The sequence below is a fragment of the Leclercia sp. CFBP8987 genome, assembly GCF_034044995.2.
Lineage (GTDB): Bacteria > Pseudomonadota > Gammaproteobacteria > Enterobacterales > Enterobacteriaceae > Enterobacter > Enterobacter tamurae.
In genome coordinates this window covers 1,319,157-1,334,607 of the sequence record NZ_CM188255.1, presented here as the reverse complement: position 1 = coordinate 1,334,607, position 15,451 = coordinate 1,319,157, and the positions used below count along the sequence as shown (strand labels likewise).

The following is a 15,451-nucleotide window of genomic DNA, read 5'->3' as shown; positions in this document are numbered from 1 at the left end:
TATATACCTCTCATCAGGCTGGATTAGGGATATCCACAAAGGTGACATCCAGGTCAGTGGTTTCCGTCAGCCATTCGCTGAGGGCGCGAATGCCGCCGCGTTCCGTAGCATGGTGTCCTGCCGCATAAAAATGCAGCCCCTGCTCCCGGGCAGAGTGAATAGTCTGCTCCGACACTTCGCCGGTAATAAAAGCATCGACGCCAAAGCGCGCCGCACTGTCAATAAAGCCCTGCCCACCGCCAGTACACCAGGCGACGCGCTGTACGGTGTCTGGCCCGGTATCGCCGCTCCACAGCGGACGACGTCCGAGTCGGGCTTCAATCCATGACGCCAGCTCCAGACCCGGGACCGGCATGGAGAGTTCGCCCCAGGGCACCAGCGGCTCAATTTCACCCATGATGGTAATGCCAAGCAGCGCCGCCAGCTGGGCGTTGTTCCCCAGCTCCGGATGCGCGTCCAGCGGCAGATGCCAGCCGTAAAGATTGATGTCGTTTTCCAGCAGCGTTTTCAGGCGATTGCGCTTCATGCCGCGGATCACCGGGGACTCCCCTTTCCAGAAATAGCCGTGGTGGACAATGACCGCGTCGGCTTGCTGGCGCACCGCCTCGTCGATCAGCGCCTGGCTTGCGGTCACGCCGGTGACAATCTTCTGCACCTGCTCACGCCCTTCCACCTGCAGGCCGTTCGGCGCATAGTCGCTGAAGCTTGCGCTGTTCAGCTTGTCGTTAATCAGTCTTTCCAGTTCACTGTTTTTCATTGTTGCTCCCTTACGCTTTCCGGGCGGCTTCATACGCTGCCAGCGTGGCGACGCGTGCCTGTTTATGATCGACAACCGGGCGCGGATAATCGAGGGGGATCCCCTGCTTGTCCGCCCAGGTCCAGGGGTCATGGATGGCTTTGTCCGGCACGGTAGCCAGCTCCGGTAGCCAGCGGCGGATAAACACGCCGTCGGTATCGAACTTCTGCCCCTGGGTTGTCGGGTTAAAAATACGAAAATAGGGGGCCGCGTCGGTTCCTGTTGACGCCGCCCACTGCCAGCCGCCATTGTTGGCGGCCAGATCGCCATCAATCAGTTGCGAAATAAAGTAACGCTCCCCGGCTCGCCAGTCGATAAGCAGGTCTTTCACCAGGAAGCTGGCGGTGATCATCCGCAGGCGGTTGTGCATCCAGCCGGTTTCATTCAGCTGGCGCATGGCGGCATCGACGATCGGATAGCCGGTCTGTCCATCTTGCCAGGCCTGCAGCTGGGCATCTTCAGCCTGCCACTTCACATTATCAGTCCAGCGGATGAATGGTCGATATTTACATAAATCAGGGTGATACGTCATCAGGTGACGATAAAACTCCCGCCAGATAAGTTCGTTCAGCCACACTGCGCCCGGCCCGCCCTCCAGCGCCTGGGGTTGCTCAGCCAGCAATCTGTGCAGGCACTGACGGGGTGACAGCACCCCCAGCGCCAGACAGGCGGAGAGACGGCTGGTACCTTCAATCGCCGGGAAATCGCGCTGGGTTTCATACTCGCCCGCATCGTGCTGGCAGAACTGGCGCAGCCGGGCAATCGCCTCTTTCTCGCTTGCCGGAAACAGCGCTGTATCGAACGGCTGCTGCGGATAGTCAAAATCCAGCGCCACGGGCGTGACCTTCTCGCCTTCGCGCCCGGCAGGTGCCGCCGCACACTCGGGTAGCCCCTCTTTCAGCCGCCGCAGCCAGGCGTTTTTAAACGGCGTAAACACTTTGTACATCTCGTGATTGCCGGTCATGACGCTGCCCGGGGGCAGGATAACGCTGTCATCAAATCCCTGACAGGTCACCACCTCCAGCATACGTTCCAGCTGGCGATCGCGCTGCTGCTCGTTCAGTTCGTACTGGTAGTTATAAAAGAGTTGGGTAACGTCATGCTCGTCGCAAAGCTGAACCACTTTCTCAGCCTGCGCCGCAAAATCATCAACCTGGGCATACAGCAGAGGAATGCCTTTATCGGCGAGCTGCTGCTGCAGACCGTTGAGATGGGCGTGAAGAAACGCGGCCTGGCGCGGTGCCATGGCGTGCTGTTGCCACTGTTGCGGCGTGGCGATGAAAAGGGCCAGCACACGGGCATTTTTGTCGCGGCAGGCGGCGGCAAGCGCCAGGTTGTCGTGGATGCGCAGATCGGCGCGAAACCAGACCAGATGGGTGGCCATAACACTCCAGGATTATCGTCTGTAACATCTACAAGTCACCGAGGATACTTTGCTTTAACAAGTGTAGCCATACTGGCATAAAAAAGGCCGCCCTGATGGCGGCCTTAACGCTACTTGTCCTGCGTGAATGAAGTAAGGGTAACGAACACGGCTGGATCGTCACTTCTTACCACGAGTACGCTGGCGACAATGAACGCGATACATAGATAGCGTTTCATTATGCGGTCCCTGCAAACTAACCGCTCCACCGTTCACCACCGGTGATAATCCGGCAGACACAAGCTCTGGTACGAGTTGCAACGGTTGTTGATAGACCTTTCCCGGGACCGGTGCCCATTTGCGAGATGGCGAAAAGAGACGGTTCATAATAGAAGGTATGGCCCGGTGGTAAACCTATGTTACGCTTCTTTGAGAATATGTTTAGGTCACGCGGTTTGACCACGGGTTTCCGTTCAGCGAGAATGGCCTTCTCTGGTAGAGTTGCAGTCTTCCCAACGGACCGCGAATCCCGAGGGATAAAAAAAACCGCCATATTGCTATGGCGGTTTTTTTATTGCTGCAGGTGCTGTGTGTAGTCTTTCTTAATACTTAATAAAAATCACAAGTGGCTTTTTCGGCCTGATCCATCCACACCGGTTTGTCGCTGGTTTTGGCCCAGACGCGATGCAGATAGCTATAAAAACGAGCACGTTCTTTCCAGAAAAGCATCACTGGTAACGCCAGAACACCCGCCAGAACAGCGAAAGTGCGGCGAATAAAAACGATATGTGCCGGATATGCTTTGTAAAATTCCATCATTTTCTCCCCTCTTTCTGGCCGGAAACCCTCTCCGGAAAAATAAAACTGGTTATCTGGTGAAAATAATAACGCTTTGGCTGTAATTTTACTACTCATCCGACCACTTTTTCTTATCCATTTAGTGAATATTTACACATCACGCCGTAATTTAGTTACCGAAAAGTTAAATTTATACTAATCATTAGTTAAATTATGGTTTTATCCCTCTTTATACTTTTTTTACACCTCTCCCTCTGATTTTTGCGAAATCTTTGCGACCGAAATTTTACCCTTTGCACCATTACTAATGTCACCCGGAGGTGAATTGTGAGTGCAGGTGTAATTGCGGGCATCGTGCTGGTATTCCTGTTACTGGGATATCTAATTTATGCCCTGTTGAACGCGGAGGCATTCTGATGGCCGCACAAGGATTTCTGCTTATCGCCGGCTTTCTGCTGGTGCTATTCATACTTGCCCGGCCACTGGGGATGTGGCTGGCACGGATGATTAACGGCCTGCCTCTGCCTGGGGTGCAAGCCCTTGATGCAGGACTGCTGCGCCTGCTCGGGATCCGTTCCGACGAGATGGGCTGGCGTCACTATCTCATGGCAATTCTGCTGCTGAACGGGGTAGGCCTGGCAGCGCTGTTCGCCATGCTTATGTTGCAGGGATATCTGCCGCTCAACCCGCAGCAGCTCCCCGGCCTCTCCTGGCATCTGGCGCTGAACACCGCCGTCAGCTTTGTCAGCAATACCAACTGGCAGTCCTATGCCGGGGAGACCACCCTGAGCTATTTCAGCCAGATGGCCGGGCTGACGGTGCAAAACTTCCTCTCAGCGGCCAGCGGCATCGCGGTAATCTTCGCCCTCACCCGCGCCTTTGCCCGCCAGAATGTCACCACCCTGGGCAATGCCTGGGTCGACCTGACCCGCATAACCCTGTGGGTGTTGCTGCCGCTGTCGCTGGTCATCGCGCTGCTGTTTATCCAGCAGGGCGTGCTGCAAAACCTGCTGCCGTATCAGCCCTTCACCTCGCTGGAAGGGGCCAAACAGCTGCTGCCGATGGGGCCGGTGGCCTCCCAGGAGGCGATCAAAATGCTCGGTACCAACGGGGGCGGCTTCTTTAATGCGAACTCAGCCCATCCGTTTGAGAACCCGACCGCCCTGACTAACGCCGTGCAGATGCTGGCGATCTTTCTGATCCCCACCGCGCTGTGCTTTGCTTTTGGCGAGGCGGTCAGCGATCGCCGCCAGGGGCACGCGATCCTCTGGACCATGTCGATCATCTTTGCGATCTGCGCCGCGCTGGTGATGTGGGCGGAGTGGCAGGGCAACAGCCACTTCATGCTGCTGGGTGCCGACAGCAACAGCAATATGGAGGGCAAAGAGAGCCGCTTTGGCATTCTCGCCAGCAGCCTGTACGCCGTGGTCACCACCGCCGCCTCCTGCGGGGCGGTCAATGCCATGCACGACTCCTTCACCGCGCTGGGCGGGATGATCCCGCTGTGGCTGATGCAGATTGGGGAAGTGGTGTTTGGCGGCGTTGGATCGGGCCTGTACGGGATGCTGCTGTTCGTGCTGCTGGCGGTCTTTATCGCCGGGCTGATGATTGGCCGCACCTCGGAATATCTGGGCAAAAAAATCGACGTGCGGGAGATGAAGCTCACCGCGCTGGCGATCCTCGTCACCCCGGCGCTGGTGCTGCTCGGTACCGCACTGGCACTGATGACCGAGGCCGGACGCAGCGGCATCTTCAACCCCGGGATCCACGGGTTCAGTGAGGTGTTGTACGCGGTGTCGTCGGCGTCCAACAACAACGGCAGCGCCTTTGCGGGGCTGAGCGCCAACTCGCCGTTCTGGAACTGCCTGCTGGCGTTCTGCATGTTAATCGGACGCTTTGGGGTGATTATCCCGGTGATGGCGATCGCCGGATCGCTGGTCAATAAGACCCGCCAGCCCGCCTCTGGCGGCACGCTACCCACCCACGGTGCGCTGTTTGTCGGTCTGCTGATTGGCACCGTCCTGCTGGTGGGCGCCCTTACCTTTATTCCCGCCCTCGCCTTAGGCCCGGTCGCGGAACATCTCTCTTTACGCTGATTTTGCGGAGTAATGGTCATGAGTCGTAAGCAACTGGCCCTGCTCGAGCCCTCGCTGGTTCGTCAGGCGCTGATGGATGCGGTAAAAAAAATCGACCCGCGCGTGCAGTGGCGCAATCCGGTGATGTTTATTGTCTGGCTGGGCAGCCTGCTGACCACCCTGCTGGCCCTTGCCATGGCAGGTGGGTTGCTTCCAGGGAGCGCCTCGTTTACTGCGGCAATCAGCCTGTGGCTGTGGTTCACCGTGCTGTTTGCCAACGTCGCCGAAGCGCTGGCGGAAGGACGCAGTAAAGCGCAGGCCAACAGCCTCAAAGGGGTGCAGAAAACGGCGTTCGCCCGCAAGCTGCGCGAAGCGAAATACGGTGCCGATACCGACCGGGTGCCGGCGGACACGCTGCGCAAGGGCGACATCGTGCTGGTGGAGGCCGGAGACATTATCCCCTGCGACGGGGAAGTCATCGAAGGGGGCGCCTCGGTGGATGAGAGCGCCATCACCGGCGAATCCGCGCCGGTGATCCGCGAGTCCGGGGGTGATTTTGCCTCGGTCACCGGCGGGACGCGCATTCTCTCCGACTGGCTGGTGATCCAGTGCAGCGTTAACCCGGGGGAGACCTTCCTCGATCGGATGATCGCCATGGTGGAAGGCGCCCAGCGGCGTAAAACCCCGAACGAAATCGCCCTCACCATCCTGCTGGTGGCGCTGACTATCGTCTTCCTGCTGGCGACCGCCACCCTGTGGCCTTTCTCGTCGTATGGCGGCACGGCGGTGAGCGTCACCGTCCTGATTGCCCTGCTGGTGTGCCTGATCCCGACTACCATTGGCGGCCTGCTGTCGGCCATCGGCGTGGCAGGCATGAGCCGAATGCTTGCCGCAAACGTCATCGCCACCAGCGGCCGGGCGGTGGAGGCGGCGGGCGACGTCGACGTGCTGCTGCTGGATAAAACCGGCACCATCACCCTCGGCAACCGTCAGGCCTCCGAATTCCTGCCCGCCCCGGGGGTGGAGGAAAAAACGCTGGCCGACGCTGCCCAACTGGCCTCGCTGGCGGATGAAACTCCGGAAGGCCGCAGCATCGTGATCCTCGCCAAACAGCGCTTTAACCTGCGCCAGCGCGACGTGCAGAGCCTGCATGCCACTTTTGTGCCCTTTACGGCGCAGACGCGGATGAGTGGGATTAACTTCCAGGAGCGGATGATTCGTAAGGGCTCGGTGGATGCCATTCGCCGGCATATCGCCGCCAACAACGGCCACTTCCCGCCGCAGGTCGATACCCTGGTGGAGAACGTCGCCCGTCAGGGGGCCACCCCGCTGGTGGTGGCCGAAGGGGCTACCGTGCTGGGGGTGATCGCCCTGAAGGACATCGTCAAAGGCGGCATCAAGGAGCGTTTTGCCCAACTGCGTAAAATGGGCATCAAAACGGTGATGATCACCGGGGATAACCGTCTGACCGCCGCCGCCATTGCCGCCGAAGCAGGAGTGGATGATTTCCTCTCCGAGGCAACGCCGGAGGCCAAACTGGCGCTGATCCGCCAGTACCAGGCCGAAGGACGGCTGGTGGCGATGACCGGGGATGGCACCAACGACGCACCGGCCCTCGCCCAGGCCGATGTGGCGGTGGCGATGAACTCCGGCACCCAGGCGGCAAAAGAGGCGGGGAATATGGTCGACCTCGATTCCAACCCGACCAAGCTGATTGAAGTGGTACATATCGGCAAACAGATGCTGATGACCCGGGGCTCGCTGACCACCTTCAGTATCGCCAACGACGTGGCGAAATATTTCGCCATCATTCCGGCGGCGTTTGCAGCAACTTATCCGCAGCTGAATGCCCTCAACGTGATGCACCTGCACTCCCCCGCCTCGGCCATCCTGAGCGCGGTGATCTTTAACGCCCTGATCATTGTCTTTCTGATCCCGCTGGCGCTGAAAGGGGTGAGCTACAAGCCGCTCACCGCCGCCGCCATGCTGCGCCGCAATCTGTGGATTTACGGTCTGGGTGGGCTGGTAGTGCCCTTTATCGGCATTAAGGCCATCGACCTGGTACTCACCCTGTTCGGGCTGGTTTAAGAGGAAAATCAAATGGCTATGTTACGTCCCGCTATACTGTTGTTTATTCTGCTGGCCCTGATCACCGGGGGTGTCTATCCGCTGGTGACTACCGCCCTGGGGCAGTGGTGGTTTGCCGACCAGGCTAACGGATCCCTTATCCGCCAGCAGGGGGAGATCCGCGGTTCCCGCCTGATTGGACAAGACTTTACCGGAGCAGGTTACTTTCACGGACGTCCTTCCGCCACGGCAGAAAGCCCGTATAATCCGCTGGCCTCGGGCGGCAGCAACCTGGCGGGCAGCAACCCTGAGCTGGATAACGCCGTTCGCGCACGGGTTGCGGCATTACGCGTCGCCAACCCGCAGGCCAGCCAGGCGGTGCCGGTTGAGCTGGTGACCGCCTCGGCCAGCGGGCTGGACTACAGCCTGACGCCGCAGGCCGTCGCCTGGCAGATCCCGCGCGTGGCGCAGGCGCGTCAGATAGCGCCCGGGCAGCTCAGCCAGCTGGTGGCGGAACATACCCAAAAACCGCTGTTCAGCGCGATGGGCGGGGCGGTGGTCAACATTGTTGAATTAAATCTGGCGCTGGACGCACTAAGGAAACCCTAAATGATCGACGAGCCTCAGCGCCCGGACCCGGACAAATTACTGGAGCAGGCTGCCGCCCCCCATCGCGGCAAGCTGAAAATCTTCTTCGGCGCCTGCGCGGGCGTCGGCAAGACCTTCGCCATGCTCAGTGAAGCGCAGCGTCGGCGCGCCCAGGGGCTCGATATTTTGATCGGCGTGGCGGAGACCCACGGTCGTCAGGAGACCGCCGCCCTGCTGGCCGGGCTGGCGACCCAGCCGCCCCGGCGCATTCATCATCGCGGGCGCCTGGTAACCGAATTCGATCTCGATGCCGCCCTCGCCCGCCGTCCGGCGCTGATCCTGATGGACGAGCTGGCACACAGCAACGCCCCCGGCTCGCGCCACCCTAAACGCTGGCAGGACGTCGAAGAGCTGCTGGAAGCGGGCATCGACGTCTTTACCACCGTCAACGTCCAGCATCTGGAGAGTCTTAACGACGTGGTCAGCGGCGTCACCGGGGTTCAGGTCCGGGAGACCGTCCCGGACCCGTTCTTCGACGCGGCGGACGAAGTGGTGCTGGTGGATCTGCCCCCGGACGATCTGCGCCAGCGCCTGCACGAAGGCAAGGTTTACATTGCCGGGCAGGCGGAGCGGGCCATCGAACACTTCTTCCGTAAAGGCAATTTGATCGCCCTGCGCGAGCTGGCCCTGCGCCGCACCGCCGACCGGGTGGACGATCAGATGAGGGCCTGGCGCGATCGTCAGGGCGAGGAAAAAGTGTGGCATACCCGCGATGCGATCCTGCTCTGTATCGGTCACGGCAGCGGCAACGAGAAGCTGGTGCGTACCGCCGCGCGTCTGGCGGCGAAATTCGGCAGCGTCTGGCACGCCGTCTACGTCGAGACCCCGCAGCTGCACCGCCTGCCGGAGAACCAGCGCCGCGCCATTCTCAGCGCCCTGCGGCTGGCCCAGGAGCTGGGGGCTGAAACCGCTACCCTGGCCGAACAGGCAGAAGACAAAGCCATCCTGCGTTACGCCCGGGAGCATAACCTCGGCAAGATTGTTATCGGCAGGCGTTCCCATCGCCGCTGGTTCAACCGGGAGACCTTTGCCGACAGGCTGGCGCAGCGCGCGCCGGACCTCGACCTGCTGATCGTCGCCCTCGACGATAAGCCCGCGGCCCTGCCCGCCAGAACCCCGGATAACCGGACGTTCAGTGACAAATGGCGGATCCAGCTGCGCGGCTGTCTGGTGGCGGTGCTGCTCTGCGCCCTGATCACCGTTATCGCCAGCCAGTGGCTACCGGAATTCGATGCCGCCAACCTGGTGATGATCTACCTGCTTGGGGTGGTGGTGGTGGCACTGTTTTATGGCCGTTGGCCCTCGGTGCTGGCGACGGTGATCAACGTGGTCAGCTTCGATCTCTTTTTCATCGCCCCGCGCGGCACTCTGGCGGTGTCGGACGTGCAGTACGTCCTCACCTTTGCCGTGATGCTGGCGGTGGGCTTGCTGATCGGCAACCTGACGGCGGGGGTGCGCTATCAGGCGCGGATCGCCCGCTACCGCGAGCAGCGCACCCGCCATCTGTATGAGATGTCGAAGGCGCTGGCGGTGGGCCGTACGACGCAGGATATCGTCCAGACCAGCCAGCAGTTTATTCACTCCACTTTTCACGCCCGCAGCCTGATCCTGCTGCCAGATCAGGAGGGCCAGCTGCGCCCGCTGACCCCGGCCTCGGGCATGACGCCCTGGGATGAGGCCATTGCCCGCTGGAGCTTTGACAAGGGCCAGCCCGCCGGGGCGGGAACCGATACCCTGCCCGGCGTGCCGTATCTTATCCTGCCGCTGCAGCATCAGGGGGTGGCCATCGTCGAGCCGTCCAACCTGCGTCAGCTGATGATCCCCGAGCAGCAGCGCCTGCTGGAGACCTTTACCCTGCTGGTTGCCAATGCCCTCGAGCGGCTGGCACTGACCGCCAGCGAAGAGCAGGCGCGGTTAGCCAGCGAGCGGGAAAGCATTCGCAACTCGCTGCTGGCGGCCCTCTCCCACGATCTGCGCACCCCGCTGACGGTGCTGTTCGGTCAGTCGGAGATCCTTACCCTCGACCTGGCGGCCGAGGGCTCCCGCCACGCCCTGCAGGCCAGCGAGATCCGCCAGCACGTCCTGAATACCACCCGGCTGGTGAACAATCTGCTGGATATGGCGCGGATCCAGTCCGGCGGCTTTAACCTGAAAAAAGAGTGGCTGACCCTGGAAGAGGTGATCGGCAGCGCCTTAAAAACGCTGGAACCGGGTCTGGGTGGCCGGCATATCGCGCTCGATATGGCCGATCCTCTGGCGTTGATCCACGTGGACGGCCCACTGTTCGAGCGGGTGCTGATTAACCTGCTGGAGAACGCAGGGAAATACGCGGGCAGCAGAGCGCAAATCGGCATTCATGCCAGCGTCACGCCCGAACAGCTGCAGCTGGAGGTGTGGGATACCGGTCCCGGCATTCCGCTGGGCCAGGAACAGGCTATCTTTGATAAGTTCGCCCGTGGGAATAAGGAGTCCGCCATTCCCGGCGTCGGGCTGGGGCTGGCCATCTGCCAGGCGATTATTGAGGTGCACGGCGGCACCATCACGGCCCATAACCGTCCCGAAGGGGGAGCCGGTTTTTGTGTTACACTGCCGCGCGATACGCCACCCGAACTGAATGAATTCCCAGAGGATTTGTGATTAACGTCCTGATTGTTGAAGATGAACTCGCTATCAGCCGTTTTCTGCGCGCCGCGCTGGAAGGTGAAGGGCTGCGCGTCCACGAGGCCGGCACGCTGCAGCGGGGTTTGATTGAAGCCGCTACCCGTAAGCCGGATCTGGTGATCCTCGATCTGGGTTTGCCGGACGGCGACGGCCTCGACTTTATCCGGGAAGTGCGTCAGTGGAGCCAGATGCCGATCATTGTGCTCTCGGCGCGTCTGGAAGAGACCGACAAAATTGCCGCGCTCGATGCCGGGGCCGACGACTATCTCAGCAAGCCGTTTGGCATTGGCGAACTGCAGGCGCGTCTGCGCGTTGCCCTGCGCCGCCACGCAACAACCTCCCCTGCCGACCCGGTGTATAGCTTCTCTGATATTCGCGTCGATCTGGCCTCACGGCGCATTCAGCGGGATGAGACGGAAATCCACCTGACCCCTATCGAGTTCCGCCTGCTGGCGGTCCTGCTCAACAATCACGGCAAGGTGCTCACCCAGCGCCAGCTGTTAAGCCAGGTCTGGGGACCGAATGCGGTGGAGCACAGTCACTACCTGCGGATTTATATGGGACACCTGCGGCAAAAACTCGAGGCGGACCCCGCGCGGCCACGCCACCTGTTAACCGAAACCGGGATTGGCTATCGGTTTATGCTTTGAGCACAAAAAAGCCCGGTGGCGCTAGCGCTTACCGGGCCTACGAATACAACAAAACGGCAACCAGGTTGCCGTTTTTGATGATTATGCGTTTTTCAGCACTTCACTCACAATTTCAACCGCTTCTTTCTCGATCAGCTGACGGTGTTCGTCGCCGAGGAAGCTTTCACAGTAGATTTTGTACGCGTCTTCAGTTCCGGATGGACGCGCGGCGAACCAGCCATTCTCGGTCATCACCTTCAGGCCGCCGATGGACGCACCGTTACCTGGTGCTGCCGTCAGACGGGCAGTGATCGGGTCACCTGCCAGGGTGCTGGCGCTGACCATTTCCGGTGACAGCTTAGACAGCGCCGCTTTCTGGGCAGAAGTGGCAGAGGCCTGCAGACGGTTGTAGCTCGGGGCGCCAAAACGGGCTGCCAGCTCGTTGTAATGCTCCTGCGGGTTCTTACCGGTGACGGCAGTGATTTCCGCCGCCAGCAGGCACATGATGATGCCGTCTTTGTCGGTAGACCACGGGGTGCCGTTGAAGCGCAGGAAGGACGCGCCCGCGCTCTCTTCGCCGCCAAAGCCAAAGCTACCGTCGAACAGACCGTCAACAAACCACTTGAAGCCTACCGGCACTTCCACCAGCTTGCGGCCCAGATCGTTAACCACACGGTCGATCATCGCGGAGGAGACCAGGGTTTTACCCACGGCAACCTCTGCGCCCCACTGTGGACGATGCTGGAACAGGTAGTTGATGGCTACCGCCAGGTAGTGGTTCGGGTTCATCAGGCCGGCAGGAGTGACGATGCCGTGACGGTCGTAATCCGGGTCGTTGGCAAAGGCGAGATCAAACTTGTCGCGCAGCGCCAGCAGGCCCGCCATCGCGCACTCGGAGGAGCAGTCCATGCGGATCGCGCCATCTTTATCGAGGTGCATAAAGCGGAAGGTCTGATCGACGTGATCGTTCACGATGGTCAGATCCAGCTTGTAGTGTTCGGCAATACGTTTCCAGTATTCGATACCGGAACCGCCGAGCGGGTCGACGCCCAGCTTCAGACCGGCTTTCTGGATCGCCGCCATATCGACGATATCCGCCAGTCCTTCAACGAACGGCTGCACCAGATCCTGCTCTTTCACATGGCCGGAGGCCATCGCCTCGTCCAGGGAAATGCGCTTCACGCCGTTCAGGCCGTCGGCCAGCAGGGCATTGGCACGATCTTCCACCACTTTGGTGACGTTGGTGTCAGCCGGGCCGCCGTTCGGTGGGTTGTACTTGATGCCACCATCTTCCGGCGGATTGTGGGATGGCGTGATCACAATGCCATCCGCCTGTGCGCCGTCTTTCTGGTTATGCACCAGAATGGCGTTAGAGACCGCAGGGGTCGGCGTATAGCCGTTGTTTTCCTGAATCACGACGTCCACGCCGTTGGCCGCCAGCACTTCCAGCACGGAAATAAAAGCGGGCTCTGACAGGGCGTGGGTATCTTTACCCACGTAGCACGGACCGGTGATGCCATTTTTGGCACGCTCTTCCGCGATGGCCTGAGCAATGGCCAGAATATGCGGCTCGTTAAAGCTGTGGCGTACCGCACTGCCGCGGTGCCCGGATGTACCAAACTTCACTGCGTGTTCTGCGTTACCCACTTCCGGCTTCAGCACGTAGTACTGGGCGGTAAGCTGGGCGACGTTAATCAAATCGCTCTGTTGTGCAGGTTGACCCGCACGATTGTGATTTGCCATTGCCTGGTCCTTCTGATGCAAGGGTTAAATAGTGCCGCAAACCTTATCAGTCAATTCCGCCGGGAACTGCATGGACTGCATGATGTGTTCGATCATGCTGCGCTTGCGTCCGGTGTTGGTATTGGTGATCACCCAGTACGGCGTACCAGGCAGGTGCTTGGGCTTAGTTTGATTGCCATTCTGTAACAGCGTTTGCTCGTCAGCCGCGAAATAGACGCGGGTGCGACCGTGGAGAGACTCCGTCGCGTCGGCAAATGCGTTGTTATCCAGTGAATAGAGTGTAGTCAGCACCAGCATAAAGCGGTTAACGGCTTTCTTCTGCTCAGCATATTCGTCAGAAAGCAGCAGTTCGCGCATCGCACGCACTTTGTCTTTTACCGGTGACAGCGGCTTTTCCTGCGCGACAGCAGCGGGCTGGCGCGTTTCTTTGATGGCCGGAGCGGCAGACTGGGAGGCGGCGGCAATTTTCAGCATGCGCCGTAAAATGTCGGACGCGCTCTCACCGATATGCCGCGTCTGGCTGGCGATATACTGATAAAGCTCGTCATCAACTTCGATTGTTTTCATCTTAATCCAGTGCGATATCTTATCTGAATACAAGTCGTTGGGAGTATAAGGTCAAAACCCAACAGCGGATAGCGTCAAGCCAGAATGGCGGCAAAAGTCAGAATTAACTGTTTCCTTGCAGCCGGGCGGCAGAATGGTCAACATGATACCCTAACCTGACATACGTAAAAAAAGAACTTTGCCATGAAATTGAATACCCGAGCGCAATCTGCACAATCGCCGCACAATAATTCTCCCATCGTCCTGGTGCATGGCCTGTTTGGCAGCCTGGATAACCTTGGCGTGCTGGCACGGGATCTGGTGACCGACCACGCGCTGCTGCAGGTGGATATGCGCAACCACGGTCTGTCGCCGCGCTCGGCAGAGATGACCTACGCCGACATGGCCCAGGATCTGCTGGATACGCTGGATGAGCACAATATTGAAAAGGCGATCATGATAGGTCACTCAATGGGCGGCAAAGCGGTCATGGCGTTGACGGCCATAGCCCCGGAGCGGATTGCCGGGCTGGTGGTGATCGACGTCGCCCCAGTGGATTACGACGTACGCCGCCACGATGAGATCTTCGCTGCCATCAATGCCGTCACCGACGCCGGGGTCAGCACCCGCCAGCAGGCCGCGGCGCTGATGCGTGAACATCTGGATGAAGAGGGCGTGGTGCAGTTCCTGCTGAAATCCTTCGTCGACGGCGCGTGGCGCTTCAACGTGCCGGTTCTCTGGGATCGGTATGACCAGATCGTCGGCTGGCAGCCGGTCCCGGCGTGGCCGCACTCTACCCTGTTCATCACTGGCGGCAATTCCCCGTATGTCACCGAAGCGTACCGCGATGCGCTGCTGGCGCAATTCCCTCAGGCCAAAGCGCATGTCATTGCCGGGGCCGGACACTGGGTTCATGCTGAAAAACCGGACGCGGTGCTGCGCGCTATCCGCCGTTACCTCGCTGACATCAATAATTGATTAAAAAGAGAGCGACTGGTCGCCGGCAGGCCTCCAGTCGTTGGCGTGCCGTTTTCGGTGATGTATGATGGCGCGCTTATCGCCCGGGCATTAGCAGGGTGTCTTGTTTCCCCCGAAGTCTCAGAATCATGGCCAAAGAACACACGGACCGCACGACAATAGATCTGTTCGCGAATGAGCGTCGCCCGGGACGACCGAAAACCAATCCGCTATCGCGTGATGAACAGCTGCGCATTAATAAGCGCAATCAGCTTAAACGCGATAAAAGTCGTGGGCTTAAACGCGTCGAGCTGAAACTGAATGCTGACGCTGTCGATGCGCTGAATGAGCTGGCGAATGCCCGTGATATCAGCCGCAGTGAGCTTATCGAAGAGATGCTGATCGCGCAGCTCGAGAAATGGCACGGCAAGGTTTAACTCAGAAAACTCCCCTTCTTGTTGCTTTCATGTAGCACAGAGTGCAGTCCTGCGTGATAGCAGTTTCCGCAGGCTTCTCTGTTCTGCTATGATTGCCCTTATCCGTGGCTAAATTGCGCCACCATACCATTAAGTATCAAGAGGTTATTTTACTCATGGCAATCATCGGCATTTTTTTCGGCAGCGACACGGGTAACACCGAAAACATCGCAAAAAACATTCAAAAACAGTTAGGTAAAGACGTTGCCGATGTGCATGACATTGCGAAAAGCAGCAAAGAAGATATCGAAGGTTACGATATTCTGCTGCTGGGCATCCCGACCTGGTATTACGGTGAAGCGCAGTGTGACTGGGACGACTTCTTCCCGTCTCTGGAAGAGATCGACTTCAACGGCAAGCTGGTAGCCCTGTTCGGCTGTGGCGATCAGGAAGACTACGCAGAATACTTCTGCGATGCCCTCGGCACCATTCGCGACATCATTGAGCCACGCGGCGCGGTGATTGTGGGCCACTGGCCAACCGCTGGTTACCACTTCGAAGCCTCTAAAGGTCTGGCCGATGATAACAACTTCGTGGGTCTGGCTATCGACGAAGACCGTCAGCCGGAACTGACCGCTGAGCGCGTGGACAAATGGGTTAAACAAATCCGCGAAGAACTGCACCTCGACGACATCCTCAACGCTTGATGATGTCGCGGCGCAACGCTAAAGTTGCGCCGCATTGATAGGTAA

At 59.4% G+C, this 15,451-nt stretch carries 14 protein-coding genes; 9 read left to right on the top strand and 5 right to left on the bottom strand.

Annotation, left to right across the window (positions count from 1 at the left end):
- Positions 1-13: 13 nt before the first annotated feature.
- From SOM40_RS06285 to SOM40_RS06275, 3 genes are all read right to left on the bottom strand, one after another.
- The gene (locus SOM40_RS06285) at positions 14-757 is read right to left on the bottom strand and encodes a type 2 GTP cyclohydrolase I (RefSeq protein ID WP_166181877.1); all 744 of its coding nucleotides are present in this window, start codon (positions 755-757) and stop codon (positions 14-16) included.
- A 10-nt stretch (positions 758-767) separates the two neighbouring features.
- A complete protein-coding gene (gene phrB / locus SOM40_RS06280) occupies positions 768-2,180 on the bottom strand; it encodes a deoxyribodipyrimidine photo-lyase (RefSeq protein WP_106992363.1) in 1,413 nt (470 codons plus the stop codon).
- A 588-nt stretch (positions 2,181-2,768) separates the two neighbouring features.
- On the bottom strand, positions 2,769-2,975 hold the full coding sequence (locus SOM40_RS06275; protein WP_106992808.1) for a YbfA family protein: 207 nt from the start codon (positions 2,973-2,975) through the stop codon (positions 2,769-2,771).
- Between the two features lie 309 nt (positions 2,976-3,284).
- Here SOM40_RS06275 and kdpF point away from each other — a divergent pair, with 309 nt between their 5' ends.
- Genes kdpF through kdpE form a run of 6 tightly spaced genes read left to right on the top strand, consistent with a single transcriptional unit; the run spans position 3,285 to position 11,058 of the window.
- Positions 3,285-3,374, top strand: coding sequence for a K(+)-transporting ATPase subunit F (kdpF, locus tag SOM40_RS06270; protein ID WP_071886481.1), 90 nt, complete (start codon positions 3,285-3,287; stop codon positions 3,372-3,374).
- The gene (kdpA, locus tag SOM40_RS06265; protein ID WP_320530745.1) at positions 3,374-5,053 is read left to right on the top strand and encodes a potassium-transporting ATPase subunit KdpA; all 1,680 of its coding nucleotides are present in this window, start codon (positions 3,374-3,376) and stop codon (positions 5,051-5,053) included. Before kdpF ends, kdpA begins: the two co-directional genes overlap by 1 nt.
- Before the next feature lie 18 nt (positions 5,054-5,071).
- Positions 5,072-7,120 carry a potassium-transporting ATPase subunit KdpB gene (gene kdpB, locus SOM40_RS06260; protein WP_166181874.1) on the top strand — a complete coding sequence of 683 codons (2,049 nt, stop codon included), beginning with the start codon at positions 5,072-5,074 and terminating at the stop codon, positions 7,118-7,120.
- A gap of 12 nt (positions 7,121-7,132) precedes the next feature.
- Complete coding sequence (kdpC, locus tag SOM40_RS06255; protein WP_225759288.1) at positions 7,133-7,708, top strand: potassium-transporting ATPase subunit KdpC; 576 nt, start codon at positions 7,133-7,135, stop codon at positions 7,706-7,708.
- On the top strand, positions 7,709-10,384 hold the full coding sequence (kdpD, locus tag SOM40_RS06250) for a two-component system sensor histidine kinase KdpD (protein WP_320530746.1): 2,676 nt from the start codon (positions 7,709-7,711) through the stop codon (positions 10,382-10,384). It abuts the gene before it with no gap.
- Positions 10,381-11,058: a two-component system response regulator KdpE gene (gene kdpE / locus SOM40_RS06245; RefSeq protein WP_106992358.1), complete on the top strand. Its 678-nt coding sequence runs from the start codon at positions 10,381-10,383 to the stop codon at positions 11,056-11,058. The genes kdpD and kdpE overlap by 4 nt, the downstream gene beginning before the upstream one ends.
- Positions 11,059-11,139: 81 nt before the next feature.
- Here the strand turns inward: kdpE and pgm are convergent, their stop codons facing one another.
- Complete coding sequence (gene pgm, locus SOM40_RS06240) at positions 11,140-12,780, bottom strand: phosphoglucomutase (alpha-D-glucose-1,6-bisphosphate-dependent) (RefSeq protein ID WP_320530747.1); 1,641 nt, start codon at positions 12,778-12,780, stop codon at positions 11,140-11,142.
- A 24-nt stretch (positions 12,781-12,804) separates the two neighbouring features.
- A complete protein-coding gene (seqA, locus tag SOM40_RS06235) occupies positions 12,805-13,347 on the bottom strand; it encodes a replication initiation negative regulator SeqA (protein WP_142488699.1) in 543 nt (180 codons plus the stop codon).
- A gap of 183 nt (positions 13,348-13,530) precedes the next feature.
- On the opposite strand from seqA, the gene ybfF reads away from it, so the two are divergent.
- The 3 genes from ybfF to fldA all read left to right on the top strand — a co-directional run bounded on the left by ybfF (position 13,531) and on the right by fldA (position 15,406).
- Entirely contained in the window at positions 13,531-14,304 is a 774-nt protein-coding gene (ybfF, locus tag SOM40_RS06230; RefSeq protein WP_320530748.1) for an esterase, read from the top strand.
- A 128-nt stretch (positions 14,305-14,432) separates the two neighbouring features.
- A complete protein-coding gene (gene ybfE, locus SOM40_RS06225; RefSeq protein WP_261642284.1) occupies positions 14,433-14,720 on the top strand; it encodes a LexA regulated protein in 288 nt (95 codons plus the stop codon).
- A gap of 155 nt (positions 14,721-14,875) precedes the next feature.
- Positions 14,876-15,406 carry a flavodoxin FldA gene (gene fldA, locus SOM40_RS06220; RefSeq protein WP_181247199.1) on the top strand — a complete coding sequence of 177 codons (531 nt, stop codon included), beginning with the start codon at positions 14,876-14,878 and terminating at the stop codon, positions 15,404-15,406.
- The last annotated feature ends 45 nt before the right edge of the window (positions 15,407-15,451 follow it).